The 20,982-nt window shown below is 35.2% G+C and carries 14 protein-coding genes and 1 tRNA gene; 6 read left to right on the top strand and 9 right to left on the bottom strand.

The features are described 5' to 3' along the window. Positions 1 to 6: 6 nt before the first annotated feature. The 7 genes from HYD3684_RS07160 to HYD3684_RS07130 all read right to left on the bottom strand — a co-directional run bounded on the left by HYD3684_RS07160 (position 7) and on the right by HYD3684_RS07130 (position 8,048). Entirely contained in the window at positions 7 to 1,830 is a 1,824-nt protein-coding gene (locus tag HYD3684_RS07160; protein WP_015419993.1) for a 2-oxoacid:acceptor oxidoreductase subunit alpha, read from the bottom strand. Positions 1,831 to 1,963: 133 nt separating this feature from the next. Continuing rightward, positions 1,964 to 3,880 (bottom strand): pyruvate/oxaloacetate carboxyltransferase, encoded by a 1,917-nt coding sequence (locus HYD3684_RS07155; RefSeq protein ID WP_015419992.1) that lies wholly within the window; start codon positions 3,878 to 3,880, stop codon positions 1,964 to 1,966. A gap of 12 nt (positions 3,881 to 3,892) precedes the next feature. Next, complete coding sequence (accC, locus tag HYD3684_RS07150; RefSeq protein WP_015419991.1) at positions 3,893 to 5,311, bottom strand: acetyl-CoA carboxylase biotin carboxylase subunit; 1,419 nt, start codon at positions 5,309 to 5,311, stop codon at positions 3,893 to 3,895. 4 nt (positions 5,312 to 5,315) lie between these two features. Beyond that, entirely contained in the window at positions 5,316 to 5,732 is a 417-nt protein-coding gene (locus HYD3684_RS07145) for an OsmC family protein (protein WP_015419990.1), read from the bottom strand. A 15-nt stretch (positions 5,733 to 5,747) separates the two neighbouring features. Then, positions 5,748 to 7,013: an NADP-dependent isocitrate dehydrogenase gene (locus tag HYD3684_RS07140; protein ID WP_015419989.1), complete on the bottom strand. Its 1,266-nt coding sequence runs from the start codon at positions 7,011 to 7,013 to the stop codon at positions 5,748 to 5,750. A gap of 62 nt (positions 7,014 to 7,075) precedes the next feature. Further along, a complete protein-coding gene (locus HYD3684_RS07135; protein ID WP_015419988.1) occupies positions 7,076 to 7,768 on the bottom strand; it encodes a biliverdin-producing heme oxygenase in 693 nt (230 codons plus the stop codon). Positions 7,769 to 7,772: 4 nt separating this feature from the next. After that, on the bottom strand, positions 7,773 to 8,048 hold the full coding sequence (locus HYD3684_RS07130; RefSeq protein WP_015419987.1) for a hypothetical protein: 276 nt from the start codon (positions 8,046 to 8,048) through the stop codon (positions 7,773 to 7,775). A 308-nt stretch (positions 8,049 to 8,356) separates the two neighbouring features. Between HYD3684_RS07130 and HYD3684_RS07125 the strand changes: the two genes are divergently transcribed. Together HYD3684_RS07125 and HYD3684_RS07120 are read left to right on the top strand one after the other, a co-directional pair. Then, on the top strand, positions 8,357 to 10,069 hold the full coding sequence (locus HYD3684_RS07125; RefSeq protein WP_015419986.1) for an acyltransferase family protein: 1,713 nt from the start codon (positions 8,357 to 8,359) through the stop codon (positions 10,067 to 10,069). An 80-nt stretch (positions 10,070 to 10,149) separates the two neighbouring features. Further along, positions 10,150 to 10,222: transfer RNA gene (locus HYD3684_RS07120), tRNA-Thr, on the top strand. A 104-nt stretch (positions 10,223 to 10,326) separates the two neighbouring features. Here HYD3684_RS07120 and feoB read toward each other — a convergent pair. After that, entirely contained in the window at positions 10,327 to 12,420 is a 2,094-nt protein-coding gene (gene feoB, locus HYD3684_RS07115; protein WP_015419985.1) for a ferrous iron transport protein B, read from the bottom strand. Next, positions 12,417 to 12,644, bottom strand: coding sequence for a FeoA family protein (locus tag HYD3684_RS07110; RefSeq protein WP_015419984.1), 228 nt, complete (start codon positions 12,642 to 12,644; stop codon positions 12,417 to 12,419). Before HYD3684_RS07110 ends, feoB begins: the two co-directional genes overlap by 4 nt. A 35-nt stretch (positions 12,645 to 12,679) precedes the next feature. Here HYD3684_RS07110 and HYD3684_RS07105 point away from each other — a divergent pair, with 35 nt between their 5' ends. The 4 genes from HYD3684_RS07105 to HYD3684_RS07090 all read left to right on the top strand — a co-directional run bounded on the left by HYD3684_RS07105 (position 12,680) and on the right by HYD3684_RS07090 (position 20,975). Next, positions 12,680 to 13,012 carry a hypothetical protein gene (locus tag HYD3684_RS07105; RefSeq protein WP_237698595.1) on the top strand — a complete coding sequence of 111 codons (333 nt, stop codon included), beginning with the start codon at positions 12,680 to 12,682 and terminating at the stop codon, positions 13,010 to 13,012. Positions 13,013 to 13,049: 37 nt separating this feature from the next. Then, complete coding sequence (locus tag HYD3684_RS07100; RefSeq protein ID WP_041112966.1) at positions 13,050 to 14,012, top strand: hydrogenase small subunit; 963 nt, start codon at positions 13,050 to 13,052, stop codon at positions 14,010 to 14,012. 82 nt (positions 14,013 to 14,094) lie between these two features. Continuing rightward, positions 14,095 to 17,421: a helicase-related protein gene (locus tag HYD3684_RS07095; protein WP_015419981.1), complete on the top strand. Its 3,327-nt coding sequence runs from the start codon at positions 14,095 to 14,097 to the stop codon at positions 17,419 to 17,421. A 2-nt stretch (positions 17,422 to 17,423) separates the two neighbouring features. Continuing rightward, positions 17,424 to 20,975: a TaqI-like C-terminal specificity domain-containing protein gene (locus tag HYD3684_RS07090; RefSeq protein WP_015419980.1), complete on the top strand. Its 3,552-nt coding sequence runs from the start codon at positions 17,424 to 17,426 to the stop codon at positions 20,973 to 20,975. Positions 20,976 to 20,982 lie beyond the last annotated feature (7 nt).

Here is a 20,982-nt window from a genome sequence, read left to right as displayed (position 1 = left end):
CCTCCTTTAAATTAATCCGTAAGCTTTTTCGCCGTAAATATGCTCAGGAGTAAATCTTCCTTCTGTTATCTCCTGATTTTCCATCAAAAAGTCCACTATATCTTCTATCTCTTTTGGTATAAAAGGCTCTCCTCTATAAATGTTGTAAGATATAGGTCTTATATGGGTTCTATCTTTTACGATAGTAGCCAATTGTCCATAGTAGTTGGTTTCCGGTATCAATATACGTTTTGAGCTTTTAGCAAAAAATTCAAAAACGTCTTCTTTTACTGGCCATAAAAGCCTTGGATACATGGCATTTATCTTTAGACCTCTACTTCTCAATCTTTGTACTGCTTCTTTTGTTATGGATGCTGTAAGACCCCAAGTGATGATACCTATATCAGCATCTTTGTAAGGAGCATCTATTTCTATAAACCTATCGTAATCTTCTTCCAAGAGTTTCTCGAGCTTTTTAAAACGTTTGTTCATTTGATAGGTTCTTATGTCTGGTCTGTTTCTTGGATCCGAATTTTCTTGTCTTTCAAGACCTGTTATAGCGTGTATGGCGTTTGGGTCCCCTGGTATACCCATAGGTGTGATACCATCTTCGGTAAAAAGAGCATACCTTAAAAATCTTCCATGTCTTATAAACTTTTGCTCTTTATCTTCTTCTGAGTTATAGATAAGTCTATTTACAATGTTCAATTTGGATAAGTCTGGAGTTGGGAAAGCCTCAGCCCTTAAGCTCATAGCAGCGTCTGTAAGCATGATAACTGGCATTTGATATTTTTCTGCCAAGTTAAAAGCCTCAACAGACATATAAAAGCTATCTTCCACAGATATTGGAGCTAAAACAGCCCTTGGTATCTCACCGTGAGAACCATAAACGGCGTGGTATAGATCTCCTTGTTCATGCTTTGTGGGCATACCTGTAGCTGGGCCTACCCTTTGTACATCTACTATTACCACAGGAGTCTCTGTCATACCAGCATAACCTATAAGTTCTGACATGAGTGAAAGACCAGGACCAGAAGTGGCTGTCATAGCTTTTGCACCGGCAAAAGAAGCACCTATGGCCATAGCCAAAGACGCTATTTCATCCTCTGCTTGATAGAGCCAGCCATCTTTTCTTATTAGATCCTCCACTATATAGTTTCCAACGGACGTAGCAGGTGTTATAGGGTAAGCTGCGTAAAACTGACATCCAGCAGCCACACAACCCTTTGCCACAGCTTGATTACCTTCCATAATTACTACATCTTTTAAGCCTATAGGCGGTGGGAACTCAAAGCCATCTTTTTTAACAAGATTTTCTTTTACATAGTTTATACCGGCTTCTAGAGCTTGATAGTTCATAGAAACTATCTTCTCACCCTTTCTTGAAAATTTTGCTTTTATAGAGTCTTTTAAAGACTCAACAGGTAAATTAAACAAGCCAGTGAGAGCCCCAAGAGCTACTATGTTTTTTGTAATATATGCCTTAATCTGATTTTTTGCTATATCAGAAAGAGGCACCGGGTACATGATTACACCTTCATGCTCTTCTGGTTCAAAATCTGAAGAATCGTAAACAAGCACGGTACCAGGTTTAAGATGCTTTTTGTTGTAAGCGTAAGCTTCAGCGTTAAAACAGCATAGAATATCAAATCCATCGCCCGTGCTATAGAGTTTCTCATCTGATATTCTCACAGTGGAATTTGCATAACCGCCTTTTATCTCAGCGGGAAAGCTCTTGAAATTCACCACGTGATAACCAGACCTAACAGCGGCTTCTGTCAAAAAATCCCCAGCAGAGATTACACCTTCTCCACCTTCTCCACCAATCTTGATAACAAGACTAAAAGCCATAAACACCTCCTAAATTAGTTAGCACTTAAAAACAATAAATACATACTTCACAAAATAAATATATACTTACAATTCATCTTAAAAAGATCTTCAATCATAAAGCGCGCCATAATATATGGCGCGCCAAGCAATATTAAGCTGGTTCTATCCTTACGATAACTTCGTCAGGTGTAATATTCTCACCGGGTTGAGCGTATATTCCCTTTACAATACCGCTTATAGGTGCATGTATTTCGTTTTCCATCTTCATAGCTTCTACTATAGCCACCGTTTGACCTTTTTCTACCTTGTCCCCTTCTTTTACTAAAATTTTTGAAACTTTGCCCGGCATAGGTGGTACTGCATCGCCTTCTTTCTCTGGTCTTGGTCTTGTACTACCAGAGCTTTGAGCAGCTCCACTTTGTTTAGCCTGACCAGAAACAAGAGCTTCTGCTATAGGATAAAGCTGTATCTCTTCAAGCTTTCCGTTCACTCTTATGTAATATTTTTTAGGTTTTCCAGGCTCTTGACTTGGAGCTACACCTTCTACTTTGACTTTAAATTTATCACCGTGATAAGTAATATCAAACTCCACTGGTGCTGCGTTTTCAACGGTACCTGGTTTCGTTTCCACTATATCAGTGGTATCTATGGCTATATCGGGGGTTAGCTCGCCGTTTTCTCTGGCTTTTAAAAACTCCATAGCCTGCATTGGGAATAGTACGTAAAGAAGTATATCTTCTTCAGACTTTGCTAAAGGACCAAGCTCTTGCACAGCCTTATCCCAATCGTTTGGATCTGCTAAATCACCAGCCCTTATATCAAACTTAGGCTCTTTTCCAGGTCCTAATATCTTTTCCACAAGCTCTTTGGCTATTGGACCTGGTGGTCTTCCGTATTTGCCTTCTACATAATCTCTAACTTCTTTTGTGATGGTTTTATATCTTTCACCGGTGATGACATTTAAAACTGCTTGCACACCTACTATCTGAGAAGATGGAGTAAGAAGTGGTGGATAACCAAGATCTGCTTCTACGTGAGGTACTTCTTCCAAAGCCTCTTCCATCTTATCTGCAGCGTTTGCTTCTATTAGCTGGGCCACCATATTTGATATCATACCACCAGGTATTTTGTGTATAAGCACTTTTGCATTGACCCCAGCGTACTCAGTTTCATATTTTCTATATTTTCTCTTTATTTGTCTTGTGATTTCAGCAAGCTCGTCCAAGATTTTAAGATCTATACCAGTGTCGTACGGCGTACCTTGTAGGGCTGCTACTACGCTCTCTGTGGCTGGGTGCGATGAACCAAAAGCCAGTGGCGATAAAACAGTATCAAGCATATCAACACCAGCCAACACTGCCATCATATGGTTCATAATGGCGGTACCACTCATATCGTGGTTGTGAAGAAGCACTTTTATCTTATCGCCGACTTTTTTCTTTATACCTCTTATAATGTTGTAGGTATCCAGTGGCATTAGTATACCTGTAGCATCTTTGAAAGATATCCAATCTGGTTCTAAATCTATTAGCTCATCGGCGTAAGACATCCATTTTTCAAGCGTATGAACTGGGCTTTTGGTATAGCTAATCTCAGCGTGCACTTCACCACCAAACTCTTTTATAGCTTTGCAAGCCACTTCGATGTTTCTGTTGTCGTTTAAAGAGTCAAATACCCTAAACACCGTTATGCCGTTTTTTATGGCTTTTTCTACAAACTTTTTGACGACTTTATCAGATTTTGGTTTATAGCCTACTATATTTTGGCCTCTAAAAAGCATTTGAAGTTTTGTGTTGGGCATCACTTCTTTTATACGTCTTAATCTTTCCCACGGATCTTCTTTTAGATATCTAAGACAAACGTCGTAAGTGGCGCCTCCCCATACTTCTACAGCGTAAAAACCAGCTTTATCCATCTTTTCACAAAGAGGAAGCAAATCATCGGTTCTTACCCTCGTGGCAAGCTTACACTGTTGACCATCTCTTGGTGTAAGGTCTGTAATGAGAATTTTCTTTGGTGGTGCCACTTCAAGGTTTTGTTCTTGCAACATTTGTTCGATAAGTTTCATAATTTAACCTCCTTATAACCCGTGATATGAAGCTATAGCTGCACTTATAAAAGCTACAAAATCTTCTTTGTCTTTTGGCTCTTCGTAATTAAACACCTCTTGGTGCTCTTCCAAATACTTGGTGGTAAAGTATCCATTTCTAAAATCTTTTTCTTCTACAATCTTCTTAAGAAGAGGTATCGTGGTTTTAACACCCTTTATCTCATAAGTGTCTAAAGCTGCCTTTGTCCTTGAGAGTGCCTCTTCCCAAGTTCTACCCCAGCATATAAGTTTTGCTATCAAAGAGTCATAATATGGCGTAACTTCGTAACCTACAGAAGCCGCACTTTCTATCCTAATACCAAAACCACCAGGTACGTAATAACGCTCTATAGTACCTATGCTTGGAGCAAAGTTTTTCTTTGGATCTTCTGCATTTATACGACATTCTATAGCGTATCCGTTGAAGGTTACATCCTCTTGTTTTATCTCAAGCTTATGACCTGCGGCTATCTTTATTTGCTCTTTTACTATATCAACACCGGTCACTCTTTCTGTTACAGGGTGTTCCACTTGAATACGGGTATTCATCTCTATAAAGTATATGTTACCTTCTAAGTCAGATACAAATTCCATGGTACCGGCGCTGTAATAACCTATCTCTTTTGCAGCTTTTGCCACTATTTCACCGTAGTGCTTTCTCTTTGCTTCGTTTAGTACCAAAGAAGGAGCTATTTCTATAAGTTTTTGATTTCTTCTTTGGACAGAACAATCCCTTTCCCCTAAATGTATAACGTTTCCATATTTATCACCTAATACTTGAAACTCTATGTGTTTTGGATTTTGAATGTATTTTTCTAAAAGCAAATCACCTCTTCCAAAGGCTTTTTGAGCCTCAGAGTAAGCGGCTTCATAGTTTCTTTTAAGCTCTTCTTCGTCTTTACATATTCTAATACCTCTACCACCACCTCCAGCTGAGGCTTTTAAAAGCACCGGATACCCTATTTCTTTTGCTATTTCAATAGCCTCTTCTACAGATTTTAATATGCCATCGCTTCCGGGCACCGTAGGAACACCCGCTTTTTTCATCACCTCTTTGGATCTTGCCTTATCACCCATAAGGGCTATTACTTCGGCAGAAGGACCTATAAAGGTTATACCATTTTTTTCACAAAGCTCTGCAAATCCTTCGTTTTCTGCCAAAAACCCATATCCTGGATGTATGGCATCTGCCCCCACAGACTTTGCCAAATCCACTATGAGTTGAGCGTTTAGGTATGTGTCAAGAGGATTTGCACCTATCATATAAGCTTCATCTGCCATCTTCACGTGTCTGGCGGTAGGCTCTACTTCAGAGTATATTGCTACTGTGGGTATATCAAGTTCTTTTGCAGCTCTTATAATTCTACAAGCTATTTCACCTCTGTTTGCCACCAATATCTTTTTAAACATAGACTTACCCCTTTTCTATTTTGAAAGTATAAGATATAGGTGCTACTTGGTTTATCATATAAGCTATACTGCAGGTTTTGTTAAGAGCTGTCTCTATAGCCTCTTTTACATCTTGCTCTGAGAGGTCTTTACCTTTTATCGTAAAATCCAAATAAATTTTTGTAAAGACTTTTGGATACGTGTCTTTTCTCTCACTGTCTGTGTTTACAACAATGTCTTCTACGTGTTTACCGGCTTTATGAAGAGCTTCGTATACATGAATACCCATACACCCAGCTATAGAGTGAAACAAAAGTTCTGGAGGCCTTACACCTCTTCCTTTACCACCTACATAACCAGCGGCATCTATGGGGACTTCTATGCCAGATTCCCCTTTACCCACAAAATGAAAATCTTCCTTTTGCCTTACGGTAAGCTTCATCTATCACCTCTCAAATCAAAGTTTATCAATCTCATCAACGATAGCATCACCAAACTGAGACGTAGTTAAGGATATAGCTTCTACGCCCATCTTTTTAAAACCATTAGCTATATCTGGTGTACCTTTTCTTTGGTTTATTACGCTTTTAATAGCTTTATAAACAAGATCAGCAGCTTCATAAAAGCCTAAATACTCAAGCATCATAGCGCCAGAAAGCGTTATAGAAAGTGGGTTTGCCATGCCTTTACCAGCTATATCGTAAGCGGTACCATGGGTGCTTTCAAAAAGCGCATAGCCATCGCCTATGTTACCACTGGGTACATAACCGGGACCACCCACCAAAGCAGAGGCCAAATCAGAGATATAATCGCCGTTTAAATTTTGCGTGATAATCACATCGTAATAATCTGGGTTTAATACAAGTTGCATAAGCATTTGGTCTGTGATAACTTTGTAGAGTTTGGCTTGACCTTCTTTTGGCTCTCCTTCTGTGATTATTTTACCTTCAAACTCTGGTTCTTTTGCCACTTCAAAAGCCCAGTTCATAAACATACCTTCGGTGGCTTTCATTATGTTACCTTTACCCGCTACCGCTATATGCTTTTTACCGTTTTGAAGAGCGTATCTAAAGGCCTTTCTTACGTGTCTTTTGGTTTTAAACTCAGACATTGGCTTTACCGTAATACCTGCATCTTCTGGTATAGCATCTTCTGATACGCTCATTTCTTTTACAAAAAACTCCCTTACTTTTTTAAAGCCATCTGTTTTTGGCATATACTCTATAGCCATGTATACATCGTCGGAGTTTTCTCTAAACACCGCCACATTTACCCTTTGAGGGTTTGGTATGGGGGATGGCTGGCCCATCCAATAAACGGGTCTTATGGCAGAATAAAAATCCATAGATTGACGCAAAATGGCATTCAAAGATTTTCCACCTTTGCCCACTGGTGTACCAAGAGGACCTTTTATACTAACGATACTTTGTTTTAAAAGCTCCAGAGTCTCCTTTGGCATCCTCTCAAGGCCTTTTTGCTCTGCCATGTCTCCAGCCAAAACCTCTACCCAGTATATCACTTTAGAGCCGTTGTAGGCTTTTGACATAGCCTTGTTGATTACCTTTATCATCTGAGGTGTTATTTCAGGGCCTATACCATCCCCTTGGATAAAAGGTATGATGGGGTTATTTGGTACTTCCAATGTTTTATCGGCTTTTAATTTGATAAAAGAACCCTCTTTGGGTATACTAATCTTAGAATCGTACCAGCATACGTTTTCCATCAAACGCTCCTTAAAAAGTTGTCATAAAATATTAAATAATCTTATAAAAAAAGTCAAGTATTTTATACGAATTTCATCTTTTCGTAAGCCCTTACAAGATAAGGCTTCTCTATTTCATCCGGGTAAGGAACTGGTCTATTCACCTCTCTAAAGAAGTTTACGTTGTACAAGAATGCTATGTTAGCCTCTCCTATGATAGCTTTTATCTGCTCGTCTGTTAAGTCTAATGTGTCCAAAGAAGCTCTGTAATTTCTTTTAAACTCCATTATATCTTTTATTTTATCAAACTCGTAAAACCTTGTGCCCTCACTGTTTTGCAAGTTTAAAGCGTTTCTTATCATATCTTTTATCATCTGCCCACCAGACAAATCCCCCATATACCTAACATAAGCATGGGCTATAAGAAGCATAGGTTCATGTTTTGCTACATAGCTAATCCTAGATATATAAAGCAAGATGGCTACCGTTGGATATATCTGCTCAAGGTAGTTCTCTCCAAAGTAAAACTTCAAATCTTCTACTATATGCTCTCTTCTAAAAAGCTCCGGATAATATATTTTTGATACGTAAGGGTTATCTTTGTTTTGTTCTATGGCATCTTCTAACGTGTTGTATATATAGTAAAGACCTGCGGTTATCTTTTTCATATCCTCAAACGTGGTTTTGGCTTCTTGCATATCTTGGGCTACGGTAGAGCTATCCGCCATGCTATGTATATCCCAAATTCCTTCTCTTAAAAGCTTAGAAAATCCCATAATATCAATCCTCGTCTTTATAAATTTCTACCAAAAGCTGGTCTTTCAACTCTTGTACCACAATTATATGAGTATTGTAAATAAGAGGTTCTTTTTGTATTACATCAAGTTTTTTGTTGGCATAATAAACAGTAGCACCTTCTGGGACAACACCTTTAAACTCTTTCATAGGATATGTTTTTACCATACCAGGTTTGCCTTTGTATCCATAAGCAAGGCCCATTATAAAACTGGCAAACTTAGACATTTTACCACTAGAACCACTAGGCGGCATTATCATAGATAATATTATAATACGCTTTAAAATAAGTTGTATGTATAAGTTCACTAAATCGTAAATGCATTTTTGCTAACAACTATCACGTATGGCTTTTCAAAGCTAGCATTTCAAGAATATAATTTTAAGTCAGAAATCAATAAGATAAATAGTTTATTAAGATAAGTTTATTATGGATTATGGGTTTAAAGGTATGATTAAAAAGAAAGAATTAGAAAATTAGTTTAACAGGAGGGGAATTTATATGATGTGGTTGGCGCAGTATTTGCTAATATCAGCTGTAATATTTGCATAGATGGGAGGTAGACTTTATGAACTCAGAAATTAACGGTTTAGATGGTTTTCGTGCAATTTTGGTGTTTTCTGTGATGGTTTTTCACTCGATACTGATATTTACTCCAACTCATATTGAGCTTTTTCAAGGTGGATTTTTTGCAGTGGAATCTTTTTTTGTTTTATCGGGTTTTTTTATTACAAAGTCTTTGATATCTAAGTACAAATCCAGCAAAACATCCATAGAAGCATTCAAAAAATTCATAAAAGCAAGGATATTAAGACTAACACCTGCTTTTGTTTTTCTTTCTTTAATACAGCTTCTAACTATACTTATTTTATTTCTCAAAAAAGTTTACTTATTTACACAAGAGCTTTTTTACAGTAGTTTAAATCTATACAATATCTGGCTTTTAATAAGACATATTCCTTACTTTCAAAAATTTACACAGATACTATTTTACAATCATTTTTGGTCGCTGTCGTTAGAATGGCAATTTTACATAGTTTGGGGCATTTTGTTTGCACTGCTTTTTAGGATAAACAAGAAATATATCATAATATTGGCTGTAATTATAGCTGCTTTATCAATGGTAGACATGTATTACATGGCAAGGTTAAACGAAGATATAAACAGGGTTTATTATGGAACCGATTCAAGGTTTTTCCCTTTTATGCTTGGAGCTTTACTTGCTTTTTTTGAACAGAAAATCCCAAAACACAATTATATGTTTTTCATAACAGGCTTAACTTCTTTAGCGCTTTTGATATTTGGCTATTTTAAATTTAACGAATACTCTTCAATAACCTATTCTTTTGTTTTTATTTTAGTAGACGTTCTCACTTTAATATTTATAGTATCTGTTTTAAAATCTCCTATATTTGATAAACTTATGTCTATTAAACCACTTCATTATTTTGGAATTAGGAGTTATTCGCTATATATATGGCATTATCCTATTTTTACAATATTGACTCTAATCTATAAAAATGATATACTGACATCTATTATGATGGGATTTATTTTAACTATTTTGGCAGCGGATATATCTTATACTTTTATCGAAGAACCTTTTAGAAGGTGGAATTTTGATGCTTATAAAGATTTTAAAACAAAGTTTAGCTTAGTATTAAACTCCTTTTTAATCATAGTTACTTGTTCTTATGTGGGTTTTTCACATACCAATCAACAATTAAACCAGATACCACAAAATCGTTATACTTACGCATGGCACCCTAGTGTTAATGATGAAAATAGCAGTTACAAAAAGCATGAAAACAAATCTAATTTATCTAACCTGAGGGTTGCAGTCATAGGAGATTCCGTAATCCTCGATGTGAAACCTTATTTAGAACGTTATTTACCTCATGTATATGTAAATGGCAAAGTCAGCAGACAATTCTATAGGGTTTTTGATGTATTAAAACGTATAAACTTAAATGATTACAATGTGTTTGTCATTGAACTTGGAACAAATGGTTATGTTAGACCTAGTGATTTGAAAAGGCTTATAAAATTGCTTTCTAACAAGAAGGTTTATCTCATAACGACGAAAATGCCTGATCCATGGCAAAACGAAGTCAACAATCTATATTTTGAAGCTAGCAAAAAGTATCCTAACGTAAAAGTAATAGATTGGTATAGTTTTAGCAAAGATCATCCTGAATTTTTCTGGAATGACAAAACGCATCTAAGACCCTATGGAGCCAAAGAGTACGCTAAGCTTATAGTAAAAAATTTAGAGCATTAAATCCAAAAGATATACTAAAAAGTTTTTGAATAAGATATTGACAAGATTGTTTTTATTTGATATAATTTAGCTTTAACTTAGCTAGCGTAGCTCAGTCGGCAGAGCACGTGATTTGTAATCACGAGGTCGTGGGTTCGACCCCCACCGCTAGCTTTTTGATTTTTTAGTGGCATTTACCACATTTTTTCGCCTTTGATTTTTGGCTTTTAATAAGATAAAAAATACCAAAAGTTAAAAGAAGTATTACAAAAGCCCAATCAAAAAACATGAAGCACCATACTTAGTCTATATATCACAAAAGCTACCGCCCATCCTAAAACGAAGCTGTATGTCAAAAAAAGCATGGCAAATTTTGTTCCAAACTCTGATTTTAAAATAGACACCGTAGCTATACAAGAGGTATACAAAAGCACAAACACCATAAAAGATAAAGCTCCGTAAGGGCTTAAGCTATCTCTTATGGCTTTTATGGTAGAAGAATCAGTGCTTTCTTTTGTAAAAACATTTGAAAACCCAGGGGATACAAAGGCTATGGCGGTGTTTTTTAAAGCGTTTTCAAGGGATATCATTTGTTCTTTAAAAGACTTTTCTATATTAAAATTTGAATAATCTTCTTTGGCAGAGGCTGAGTATATAGCACCCATAGAACTTATTATGATCTCTCTTGCCAAAAAAGCTGGTACCAGCGATGTGGTGGCTCTCCAGTCTTCTATACCTATTGGTTTAAACACATATACCAAAGCACCACCTATTTTACCAGCTACAGTATCTTTTACATTTGTATTTGGGGGGATATGTAAAAAAGCCCAAACCACTACCGTAGAAGCAAATATAAAAGTACCGGCTCTTTTTAAAAATCCTTTTAATTCTACAAAGGCTATGTTTAAGACTATCTTTAATGGGGGTTTTCTATAAGGAGGAAGCTCTAATATCATTGGTAAGCTTTCTGTTTTTGGTAAAACCTTGTTCATAACTATAGCCGTTAGTATGCTAAAAAATATACCAAGTAAGTATAAAAATAAGATTATAGGAGCAGGGTTTTTGAAAAATATTGCTCCAAAAAAAGCAAACACCACAAACCTCGCTGGGCAACTGGTAAATGGTATCATCGCTGCCACTATAAGCTTTGAGCGTTTATCTTCTAATATTTTAAGTGCCATAATAGCGGGTACATTGCAACCAAAACCAAGCATAAAAGGAAGTATCCCACGTCCATCTACTCCAAACTTAGATACAAACCTATCAAAAATAATAGGTACTCTTGGAAGATAGCCAGATAGCTCCAACACAGAAAGCCCAACAAACAAAGCCCCCACAAGGGGTGCAAAGCTTATTACAAAACCAACACCGTCTAATATTGCACCTGATACAAAACTTTTTACTATGTATGGAGCTTTTGGGAAAAGCTTATAAACCAAAGGATGTAAAAACGAGCTTTCAAAATCTCCTATCCAGTTTGATATAGGATAGCTCACATCAAAAGATAGTTTAAACATTAGATACATCACTACTACAAATATCAAAAGCCCAAAAAAAGGATGAAGAGCAAACTTATCGAGGATTTCCGTTAATTCTATCTCGTCTTTAAAGCTTCTTTTTACAACGCTTGAACTTATAAAGTGAGCAACACCGTATATATCTTTTTTAAGTATATCGTAGATATTTTCCTTCAAATCGTTTTCAAGTTTTAATATGATTTCGTTGCAACAATCGCAGGGGATTATACGCTCGAGTATCTTCATGGCAAAAAATCTAGGTGGTATATTTTTATTGGGTGGTACGGCACAGAAAGATAAGATATCGTTTATGGCTTTTTCTGTGATATCTGAGTATCTTAGGTCTTTTGGTATTTTCTTTTGTTCATAAGTAGATACTATACTTTCTAAAAGTCTGTCTTTTAAATCCTCTTTCGTACCTATGGCACTTATTACATCAACGCCTATGAGTTCTGAGAGCTTTTTTATATTTATATCTATCCCAAGTTTTAACGCTTCATCCCACATATTTAGCACTATTACCATAGGTATTTTTAGCTCTATCAACTCAGCAGTCAATATTAGAGAACGTTCCAAGTTTGTGGCTTCTATGATATTTACTATTATATCAGGAGGGTTGTTTATCAAAAAATCTGTGGTAACAGCCACATCTTCTGATGTATAATCCAAAGAGTAAGTGCCTGGTAAATCTATGATATGAAATTCATAATCTTTATAGAGCAATGTAGCTTCTGTCTTTCTTACGGTGACGCCCGGCCAATTGCCAACTTTTAATGAGGTTTTTGCTACGTTGTTTATTATGGTGGATTTTCCAACGTTTGGATTGCCAACAAAAGCCAGCTCTATTTTTTTCATTCTACTTCAACTTTATCCGCAAGGCAGTTACATATAGATATCCTTGAATTGTAGACTTTTAGTATCATATTTCTGTCGTCTTTTCTAAGGATTTTTACGCTTACTCCAGGTACTATACCCATGCTTATGAGCTTTCTCTTCCAGCCTGGATTTTCGTTGTGACCTTTTACAACGTATCCCTTTATCTTTAGCTCTTTATCTTGTGTAGCTTCAACTAACCTCATAGATTTTAATATGAAATCTCAATTTAATTTATACAATGAGAAATATCATGGCTCTTAAAAGCCAAATACTTATCTTATTAAAAGGAGGTTTTAATATGAATATATCAAACGCTATTTTTAACTTAAGCGCTTTGCAAAACAACGTACAACCTCAGCCAAAAGCCCAGCAAGCGGGTATGGTAGATGGCGTTCTACCTTTTGGACTTTTTATGGGAGAACCGGTATCACCTGCTGAAAAATCCAAACAAGAAAACCAGCAAGCTACCACAGGTATAAACTCTTTTGAATCAGCCCTTTACAATTTCATGAACAACATGATAACCCAAAGCGTACAAAACACTCAAAACAGCGGTTTAAACAGCTTTTAATTATTTTTAGGCTTTTAGTATGTAAATATAAAATGATATGGAAACTTATTATGATTTTCTTACGGGAAGAGGGGTTAGGTATAGAGAATTCGTAAGTTTTTCTACAAAAATATGTGGGCTTCTTGGTATAAATCCAAATGAAATAAACAATATATTAGAAGCTCTAAAACAAAAGCCGAGGATACCGGTTTTGTGGTTTCATGGACTTGAATGCTCATGCTGTTCTGAGTCTTTGATGAGAAGCTCATCACCGGTGTTTAGCGATATAGTATCGTTGATATCTTTAGAATACGATGATTTGATATCTGCTTCTTGTGGTGAAAATCTATTAAACTATAAAAAGAAAATAATAGAACAATACAAAGGAAACTACATACTTGCCATAGAAGGAAGCATTACGGAGTTTGAAAATGGGGCTTGCTGCATGGTGGGAGGAAGACCCTTCAACGAAGAGCTTTTGGAAGCTGCCGAAGGTGCAAAAGCTATTATAGCTTGGGGTTCATGTGCATCTTTTGGCTGTGTACAAGCGGCTTATCCAAATCCTACAAAATCATCTTCTGTAGATACCATCATCAAAAATAAACCCATCGTAAAAGTACCCGGATGCCCTCCTATACCAGAGATAATGGCAGGTGTGATCGTTTATATGCTTTTAAAAGACGAACTACCTCCTCTTGATAGCAAGTTAAGACCAAAGATGTTTTATGGTATGACAATCCACGACACTTGCTATAGGAAGAACTTTTACAACGCCAACAAGTTTGCCGAACGCTTTGACGATGAAGGTGCAAAAGCCGGTTATTGCCTTTATAAACTTGGATGCAAAGGTCCAAGCACCTACAACGCCTGCAGTTCCATTGGCTGGTACAACGGCCTATCTTTCCCCATAAGATCAGGCCATGGTTGCATCGGCTGCTCCCAAGAAGGCTTTTGGGACAAAACCATGTACAAAGAAGAAGCACCTATAACACCTCAGAATTTTGATATATTTAGCTTTTAAGATATAATAATTTAATGGATAGAGCGATACCATCGCATTTCAACTCTGAGGAACAAACAATGCCACTCAAGAGAACATAAAAATGCTAAAGCACTCTCCTCAAAATTTTATAACAAATAGCGGTAATAAAAGTTTACAAAGTAGGCTAAAAGAGCTTGTTGGTATAAGCAAAGAGCTAAAGTTTCTTGTGGGATTTTTCTATTTTTCTGGTATAAAAGAGCTTTATGAGACTTTAAAAGAGCTGTATGAAAATGGAAAGCTTCAAGATGAACATATTAAGATACTTGTAGGTCTAAACGTAGATAAGGGAAATTTTGGTTTATATGAGGCTTCTAAAAGCATAGAAAACAAAGAAGAAACCATAAGAGATTTTATAGAATCTATAAAAATTGCATTTACAAATGAAAAACTCGATAAGAAAGAGATTTATGAACAAGCTGAGTTTTTTGTGGAGCTTTTAGAAAAAAGAAAGCTTGTAATAAGAAAAACTAAAGATCCAAACCATGCAAAGCTTTATTTGTTTAAAACCACTGAAACTGGGGCTCCTGAGCTTTTTATAACAGGAAGTAGCAACTTAACGCTTGCTGGTATCGAAAGCCAAAACGAGTTTAACGTCGAGATAAAAGATTATGGTTTTAAAGATGCAGAAGAGTACTTTGACGCTAATTGGGAAATGGCTATAGAGTTATCGGCTGAAGACGTTGTAAACGCCATGAGAAGAAATACATTTTTAAGATATATAGATCCTTTTGTGGCATATGTTTATCTTATTAAAAACTATCTTGACACTTACCAAGCTAAAGATATAGGTAAAGAGCTTATAAGCCTTATGGAAAAAAAGGGATATAGGCCTTACTCTTATCAAATTGAGGCTGTATCTCAAGCAATAGCCAGCTGTGAAGCGCATGGAGGGGTTATCCTTGCCGATGTGGTGGGACTTGGAAAGTCAATCGTTGCTTGTATGGTAGGTAAGGCAATGGGTAAAAGGGGTATTGTTTTATCGCCTCCTCATTTGATAGGGGATGATGCTAAAACGATAGGATGGAAAAAATATTTGGAAGATTTTGAGCTTTACGGATGGGAAGTGTGGTCTATTGGAAAGCTCGATGAGGCGCTTCAGTTTGTAAAAAACTCAGACAATATAGATATTGTTGTTATAGACGAAGCCCATAGGTTTAGAAACGAAGACACCGCTAGTTATAATCAGCTAAAAGAGATATGTAGAGGTAGAACTGTTATGCTTCTTACCGCTACACCTTTTAACAACAAACCATCTGATATATTTTCACTTCTTAAGCTTTTTACGATACCAAAAAAATCTACGATACTCCTTGATGAAAATCTAAAGGCAAAATTTGATGAATATGAGGATCTGTTTAATGAGCTCTCTTATATCAAGAAACACTACAACTCATCAAACGCTGAAAGACGAAAAAAAGCCAAAAAATATTACAAAGAGATCTTTGGAGAAGATACTGTAAATATTGAAAAAGTAAGGGATAAGTCTAAGATGTTGGCAAGGCGTATAAAAGCCATCGTAGAACCTGTTTTAATAAGAAGAAATAGACTTGATTTAAAGCATTATAAGGAAAAGATAGATCTTCCTATTGTAAGAGATCCAATAGAGTGGTTTTATGAATTAACACCAAAGCAATCAAAATTTTACGATGAGGTGATAAGAGCTTTTGACGATGATAGTAAGGGCGGATATTTCAAGGGTGCTATATATATGCCTATTAAATACGAGAAAGGTATAACAAATGAAGATAGCAAACTTTCTGAAGATGATAGGTTTATATTTGTTTATCAGAAAAATTTATACGATTTCATGAGAAGGCTTCTTGTGAAAAGATTTGAAAGTAGTTTTGGATCTTTTTATGAGAGTATTAAAAGCTTTAAACGTATAAATGAAACAGCTTTAAAGTTTATTGAGAAATCAGGTAAGTTTATACTTGATAGAAAACTCATGGAAGATATCGTTACAGCAGATCCAGATGAGATTTTAAAAGAGCTCGCAGATTATGAAGATCGTTTAAAAAACGAAAAACTAAACAGCAACTATTACAAAGTTTATGATTTATCTACGTTTAAACTAAAAGATAAATTTATAGAAGATATACAAAGTGATATTGATCTTTTTGATGATTTTATAAGAAAGATAAAAGAGCTAAACCTTACAGAGAATGATCCTAAAGCAGATAGGCTTATATCTGGTATCGAGGCTTTTATAAAAGAAAATAGAAAAGTGGTTATATTTACCGAATACATAGATACGGCAAAACACTTAGACAGTATATTAAAAGCTAAATTTGGAAATATATTGCTTAGTGCTTATGGCAACATAGGGAAAACCAAATTTGAGGAGATAGCCAAAAATTTTGACGCCCAAAACAAAGAACAAGAAGATAAGTACAGCATACTTCTTGCCACTGATAAACTATCTGAAGGTTATAACCTCAACAGAGCTGGTGTGGTGATAAATTACGATATACCTTGGAATCCTGTTAGGGTTATACAAAGGGTGGGACGTATAAATAGAATAGGTAAAAAGGTTTACGATGAGATCTACATAGTCAATTTCTTTCCCACTGAAAAAGGATCTGATATAGTAAGATCAAGGGAGATAGCCCAAAACAAAATGTTTATGATTCACAATATCCTTGGAGAAGATGCCAAAATCTTTGATGAGTCTGAAGAACCCACCGAGTCAAAGCTATACAAAAGGTTAAACACCTATCAAGAGGGTGAAGAAGAAAGCTTTTTTACAAAGCTAAGGGATGAGTTTGAAAATATAAAAAATTCTTATCCAGATATACTAAATCAAATTGAAGATATGCCAAAAAGGGTTAAAACCGCCAAAAAAGGGCAAAAAGATGAACTTTTTGTTTTCATTAGAAAAGGAAAAGATATGTTTGTGGGCTACAAAGATTATCAAGAAAGACAGCCAAAATCCATAAGCTTTGAAGAAGCTTACGAGAAAATAAAAGCAAACAAGGGTGAAAAATCTTTAAGATTGTCAGATAAATTTTGGAAGAATTATGAAATAGTGCTAGACAAAGATGCTTATATAAGAAGAAGATCAAACTCAAGCTCTTTGGAATCAAAAGCTCTAAACCTTTTACAAAGTTTGTTGAATACACAAGATGAATATCTAAAACCTTTTAGAGCTTTTATTATCGATCTTAAAAAAGATATAGAATATTATGGAAGTCTTTCGGATTATATATTAAGAAAAATTGTGGAAATAGAAAAAGATCTAAAAGATATCAAAAATGTATGTTCTAAATTAGAGGAGATAAAAAACGAAATAGGAGAAGATTTTTTAAGAAAAATAGAAGATCAGCTAAAATTTTTAAATCTATCCAACGAAGATGTTATAATAAGTGTAGAAAATCAAGAGAGTGCTTAAAAATGGTAGAGATATTAGAAAACCTCACAAAAGCGTTTTCTTTGGAAGATTTTCAAAATTATCTTTATGATAACAATTTTACCGTTTCTCCAAGACAAGTATACGATTATGAAAACCATGAAGAGTTGATAGAGGAAATAACATATTTAGGACATATAAAGTTAGAAGACCGGGAAGCTGATTTGGTAGTTTTTGCTGTGAAGGTCAAAAATCTTACTGAAAGAACCAGCAAGAAAAAACAGTTTGATATTGCAAAAGAGCTTTTGAACAAAGAAAACAAATATTACGGGTTGTTTTTATTTTACTCTGATAGATCGTTTAGACTTTCATTTGTATTTAAAAATACCTATGGCATAAAAGCCCAATACAGTTATTACAAAAGGTTTACGTTTTATATAGATCCGAAACTTCCAAACAAAACCTTCATAAATCAGCTTAAAGACTGCAATTTTAAAAATTTAGAATCTATAAAAAACGCCTTTAGTGTGGAACCAGTAACCAAAGAATTTTACAACGAGCTTCAAAATTGGTATTTCTATGCGATGGATAAAGTCAAGTTTTCTGAATATTCAGAAAAAGATAAAGAGATTAGAAATGCTCAAAGTTTAATTAGGCTTCTTACAAGATTGATTTTTATATGGTTTTTAAAAGAAAAAGGATTGGTACCAAATGATTTGTTTGATGAACAAAAGCTAAAAAACATCGTAAAAGATTTTGGTAAGAGCAACAACTATTACAATGCAATTTTACAAAATCTATTTTTTGCAACACTAAACACACCAATAGACCAAAGAGCTTGGGCAAAAAACGAAGGTTACCCAGCAAACAGAAAAGACTTTGGAGTAAAAATCAAATATAGATATGAAGATAAATTTTTGATAAATGAAGAAGAGGCGAAAAAGCTTTTTTCAAGCATTCCTTTTATAAACGGCGGGCTTTTTGACTGCCTTGATAAAGACAGTATTTATATAGACGGATTTACAAGAAATGAGAAAAAGCAGGCTAAAATCGATGATGAATTGTTTTTTAGCAGTAAAGAGAAAACAGTTGATTTATCTAAATATGAATTGAGTGCAAACGCAAAAGTTAGAGGGCTCATAGATATTCTTAAGTCCTACAACTTTACCACAGATGAGGCAACACCGATAGACCAAGAAATAGCCCTTGACCCTGAGCTTCTTGGCAAGGTATTTGAAAATCTACTAGCAAGCTACAATCCAGAGACTAATACCACCGCAAGAAAAGCAACGGGTAGCTACTACACACCAAGAGAGATAGTAGATTACATGGTAGAAGAGAGTTTAAGAGAGTATTTAAAGACAAAAGTACCACAAGCTGAAGAAATACTTGATAACTTATTTTCTTACTCTAATGAAAATATAGATTTACCAGAAAATCTAAAAAAAGAGCTAATCTATGCAATAGACCAGATAAAGATAATAGACCCAGCCTGTGGATCTGGGGCTTTTCCTATGGGAATATTGCATAAACTTGTTTATCTTCTTCAAAAGCTTGATCCGGCCAATAAAGTCTGGTATGAAATACAAGTAGATAGGATCAACAAAGAAAGTAAAGAAGTATTAGAAATGGCAAAAGATGAAAACGCTCTGAAAGAGCTTTTAAATGAGGTAAAAGAGCATTTTAACGAAAGCATAAACTACCCAGACTATGCAAGAAAGCTGTATTTGATAGAAAACTGCATATATGGGGTAGACATACAACCCATAGCTATTCAGATCAGTAAATTGAGATTTTTTATTTCTTTGATATTGGATCAAAAAGCAGATAAAACTAAACCAAACTTTGGTATTTTAACTTTGCCAAACCTTGAAACAAAGTTTATCTCTGCAAATGCTTTGATAGGATTGGAAAATACACCTCAAAGACGCATTAGAAACCCAGAGATAGTTAAATTGGAAAAACACTTAAAATCATTAAGGCATAGATATTTTAGAATTAGATCAAGAAAAGAGAAAATACAACTACAAGAAGAAGACAAAAAGATAAGAGAGCAAATAAAAGAGCTTCTAATCAAAAATAGATGGCCTGCTGAAACAGCCGATAAAATAGCTCATTTTGATATCTTCGATCCAAACGCCTCCGCAGATTGGTTTGATCCAGAGTGGATGTTTGGAGTGGTTGATGGTTTTGATATCGTGATTGGAAACCCGCCATATGTAAGACATGAAAAAATAAAAGCCATTAAACCGATCCTTGAAAGACAAAACTACGAAGTTTTCACATCAACGGCAGACCTTTATGTGTATTTTTACGAAAAAGGCTATCAGCTTTTAAAAGATCAAGGGATTTTGGCATATATAACAAGCAACAAATGGATGAGGGCAAAGTACGGAGAGAAGTTAAGAAAGTTTTTAAAAGAAAAAACAGCTATTTTAGAGATTATAGATTTTAGTGGTTATAGCGTTTTTGAGCAAACAGTGGATACCAATATTTTGATCTTTAGAAAGCAGAAACCAAGGAAAGAGCATATTTTTAGATTTTTAGAGGTTAAAAGTGATATTGAAGATATTGAAGAGTATTTAAGAAAAGACAAATCCAAGTTGATTGAGCAAGCTACTGAGAAAGGAGTTGAGCGTTTAAATAGTTGGTCTCAGGTAGATACATGGCAAGAGCTTAGAACATGGCAAACGATGTATCAAAATAAGCTTTCTGATAACGCTTGGACGCTTGGAGATGAAAGTGTTTTGAGTTTAAAAGATAAGATTGAAAAAGTAGGAAAACCTTTAAAAGATTGGGATGTAAAGATTTATTATGGAATAAAAACAGGATTTAATGAAGCTTTTATTATTGATAGTGAGAAAAGAAATGAGATTTTAAGAAATTGTAAAACTGAAGAAGAGAGAAAAAGAACAGAGGAAATTATAAAACCAGTTTTAAGAGGTAGAGATATTGAGAAATACAGGTATAAGTGGGCGGGCTTGTGGATAATTGGGACTTTTCCAGCAAAACATCTGAATATTAACGATTATCCAGCTTTAAAAGATTATTTAGCAAGCTTTGGAGATAGGTTATTACAAGACGGAAAGCCAGGTCATCGCAAAAAGACATCAAATAAATGGTTTGAGACACAAGATAACATAGCATACTATCAAGAATTTGAAAAAGAAAAGATAGTGTGGCAAGAAATAGTAAGAGAGCCAAGTTTTGCATATGACAATTCAGGTATGTATGTTGAGGCTACAGCTTTCTTAATGACAGGAAAAAATTTAAAATACATAATTGGACTTTTAAACTCAAAACCAGTGGCATTTTTCTTTAAAACTTTCTATGCAGGTGGCGGATTAGGAGAAGATGGATACAGATATAAGAAAGCGTTTTTAGAACAGCTACCCCTTCCCCCAATCACAAAAGAAAACCAACCCATAGCAGACCAAATAATCCAAAAAGTAGAACAAATCCTCACGCTTACCCAATCTGAAGATTATGAAACAAATCAAGAAAAACAAGAACATGTGAAAAGGCTTGAGCATGAGATAGATAAGATAGTTTACAAGCTTTACGGATTAACGGAAGAGGAGATAAAAATAATTTAGCGTGGCA

Origin of the sequence: Hydrogenobaculum sp. 3684, from assembly GCF_000213785.1 — a bacterium.
In the GTDB taxonomy this organism is placed as follows: domain Bacteria; phylum Aquificota; class Aquificia; order Aquificales; family Aquificaceae; genus Hydrogenobaculum.
This window is presented reverse-complemented; position numbering and strand designations above follow the sequence as displayed.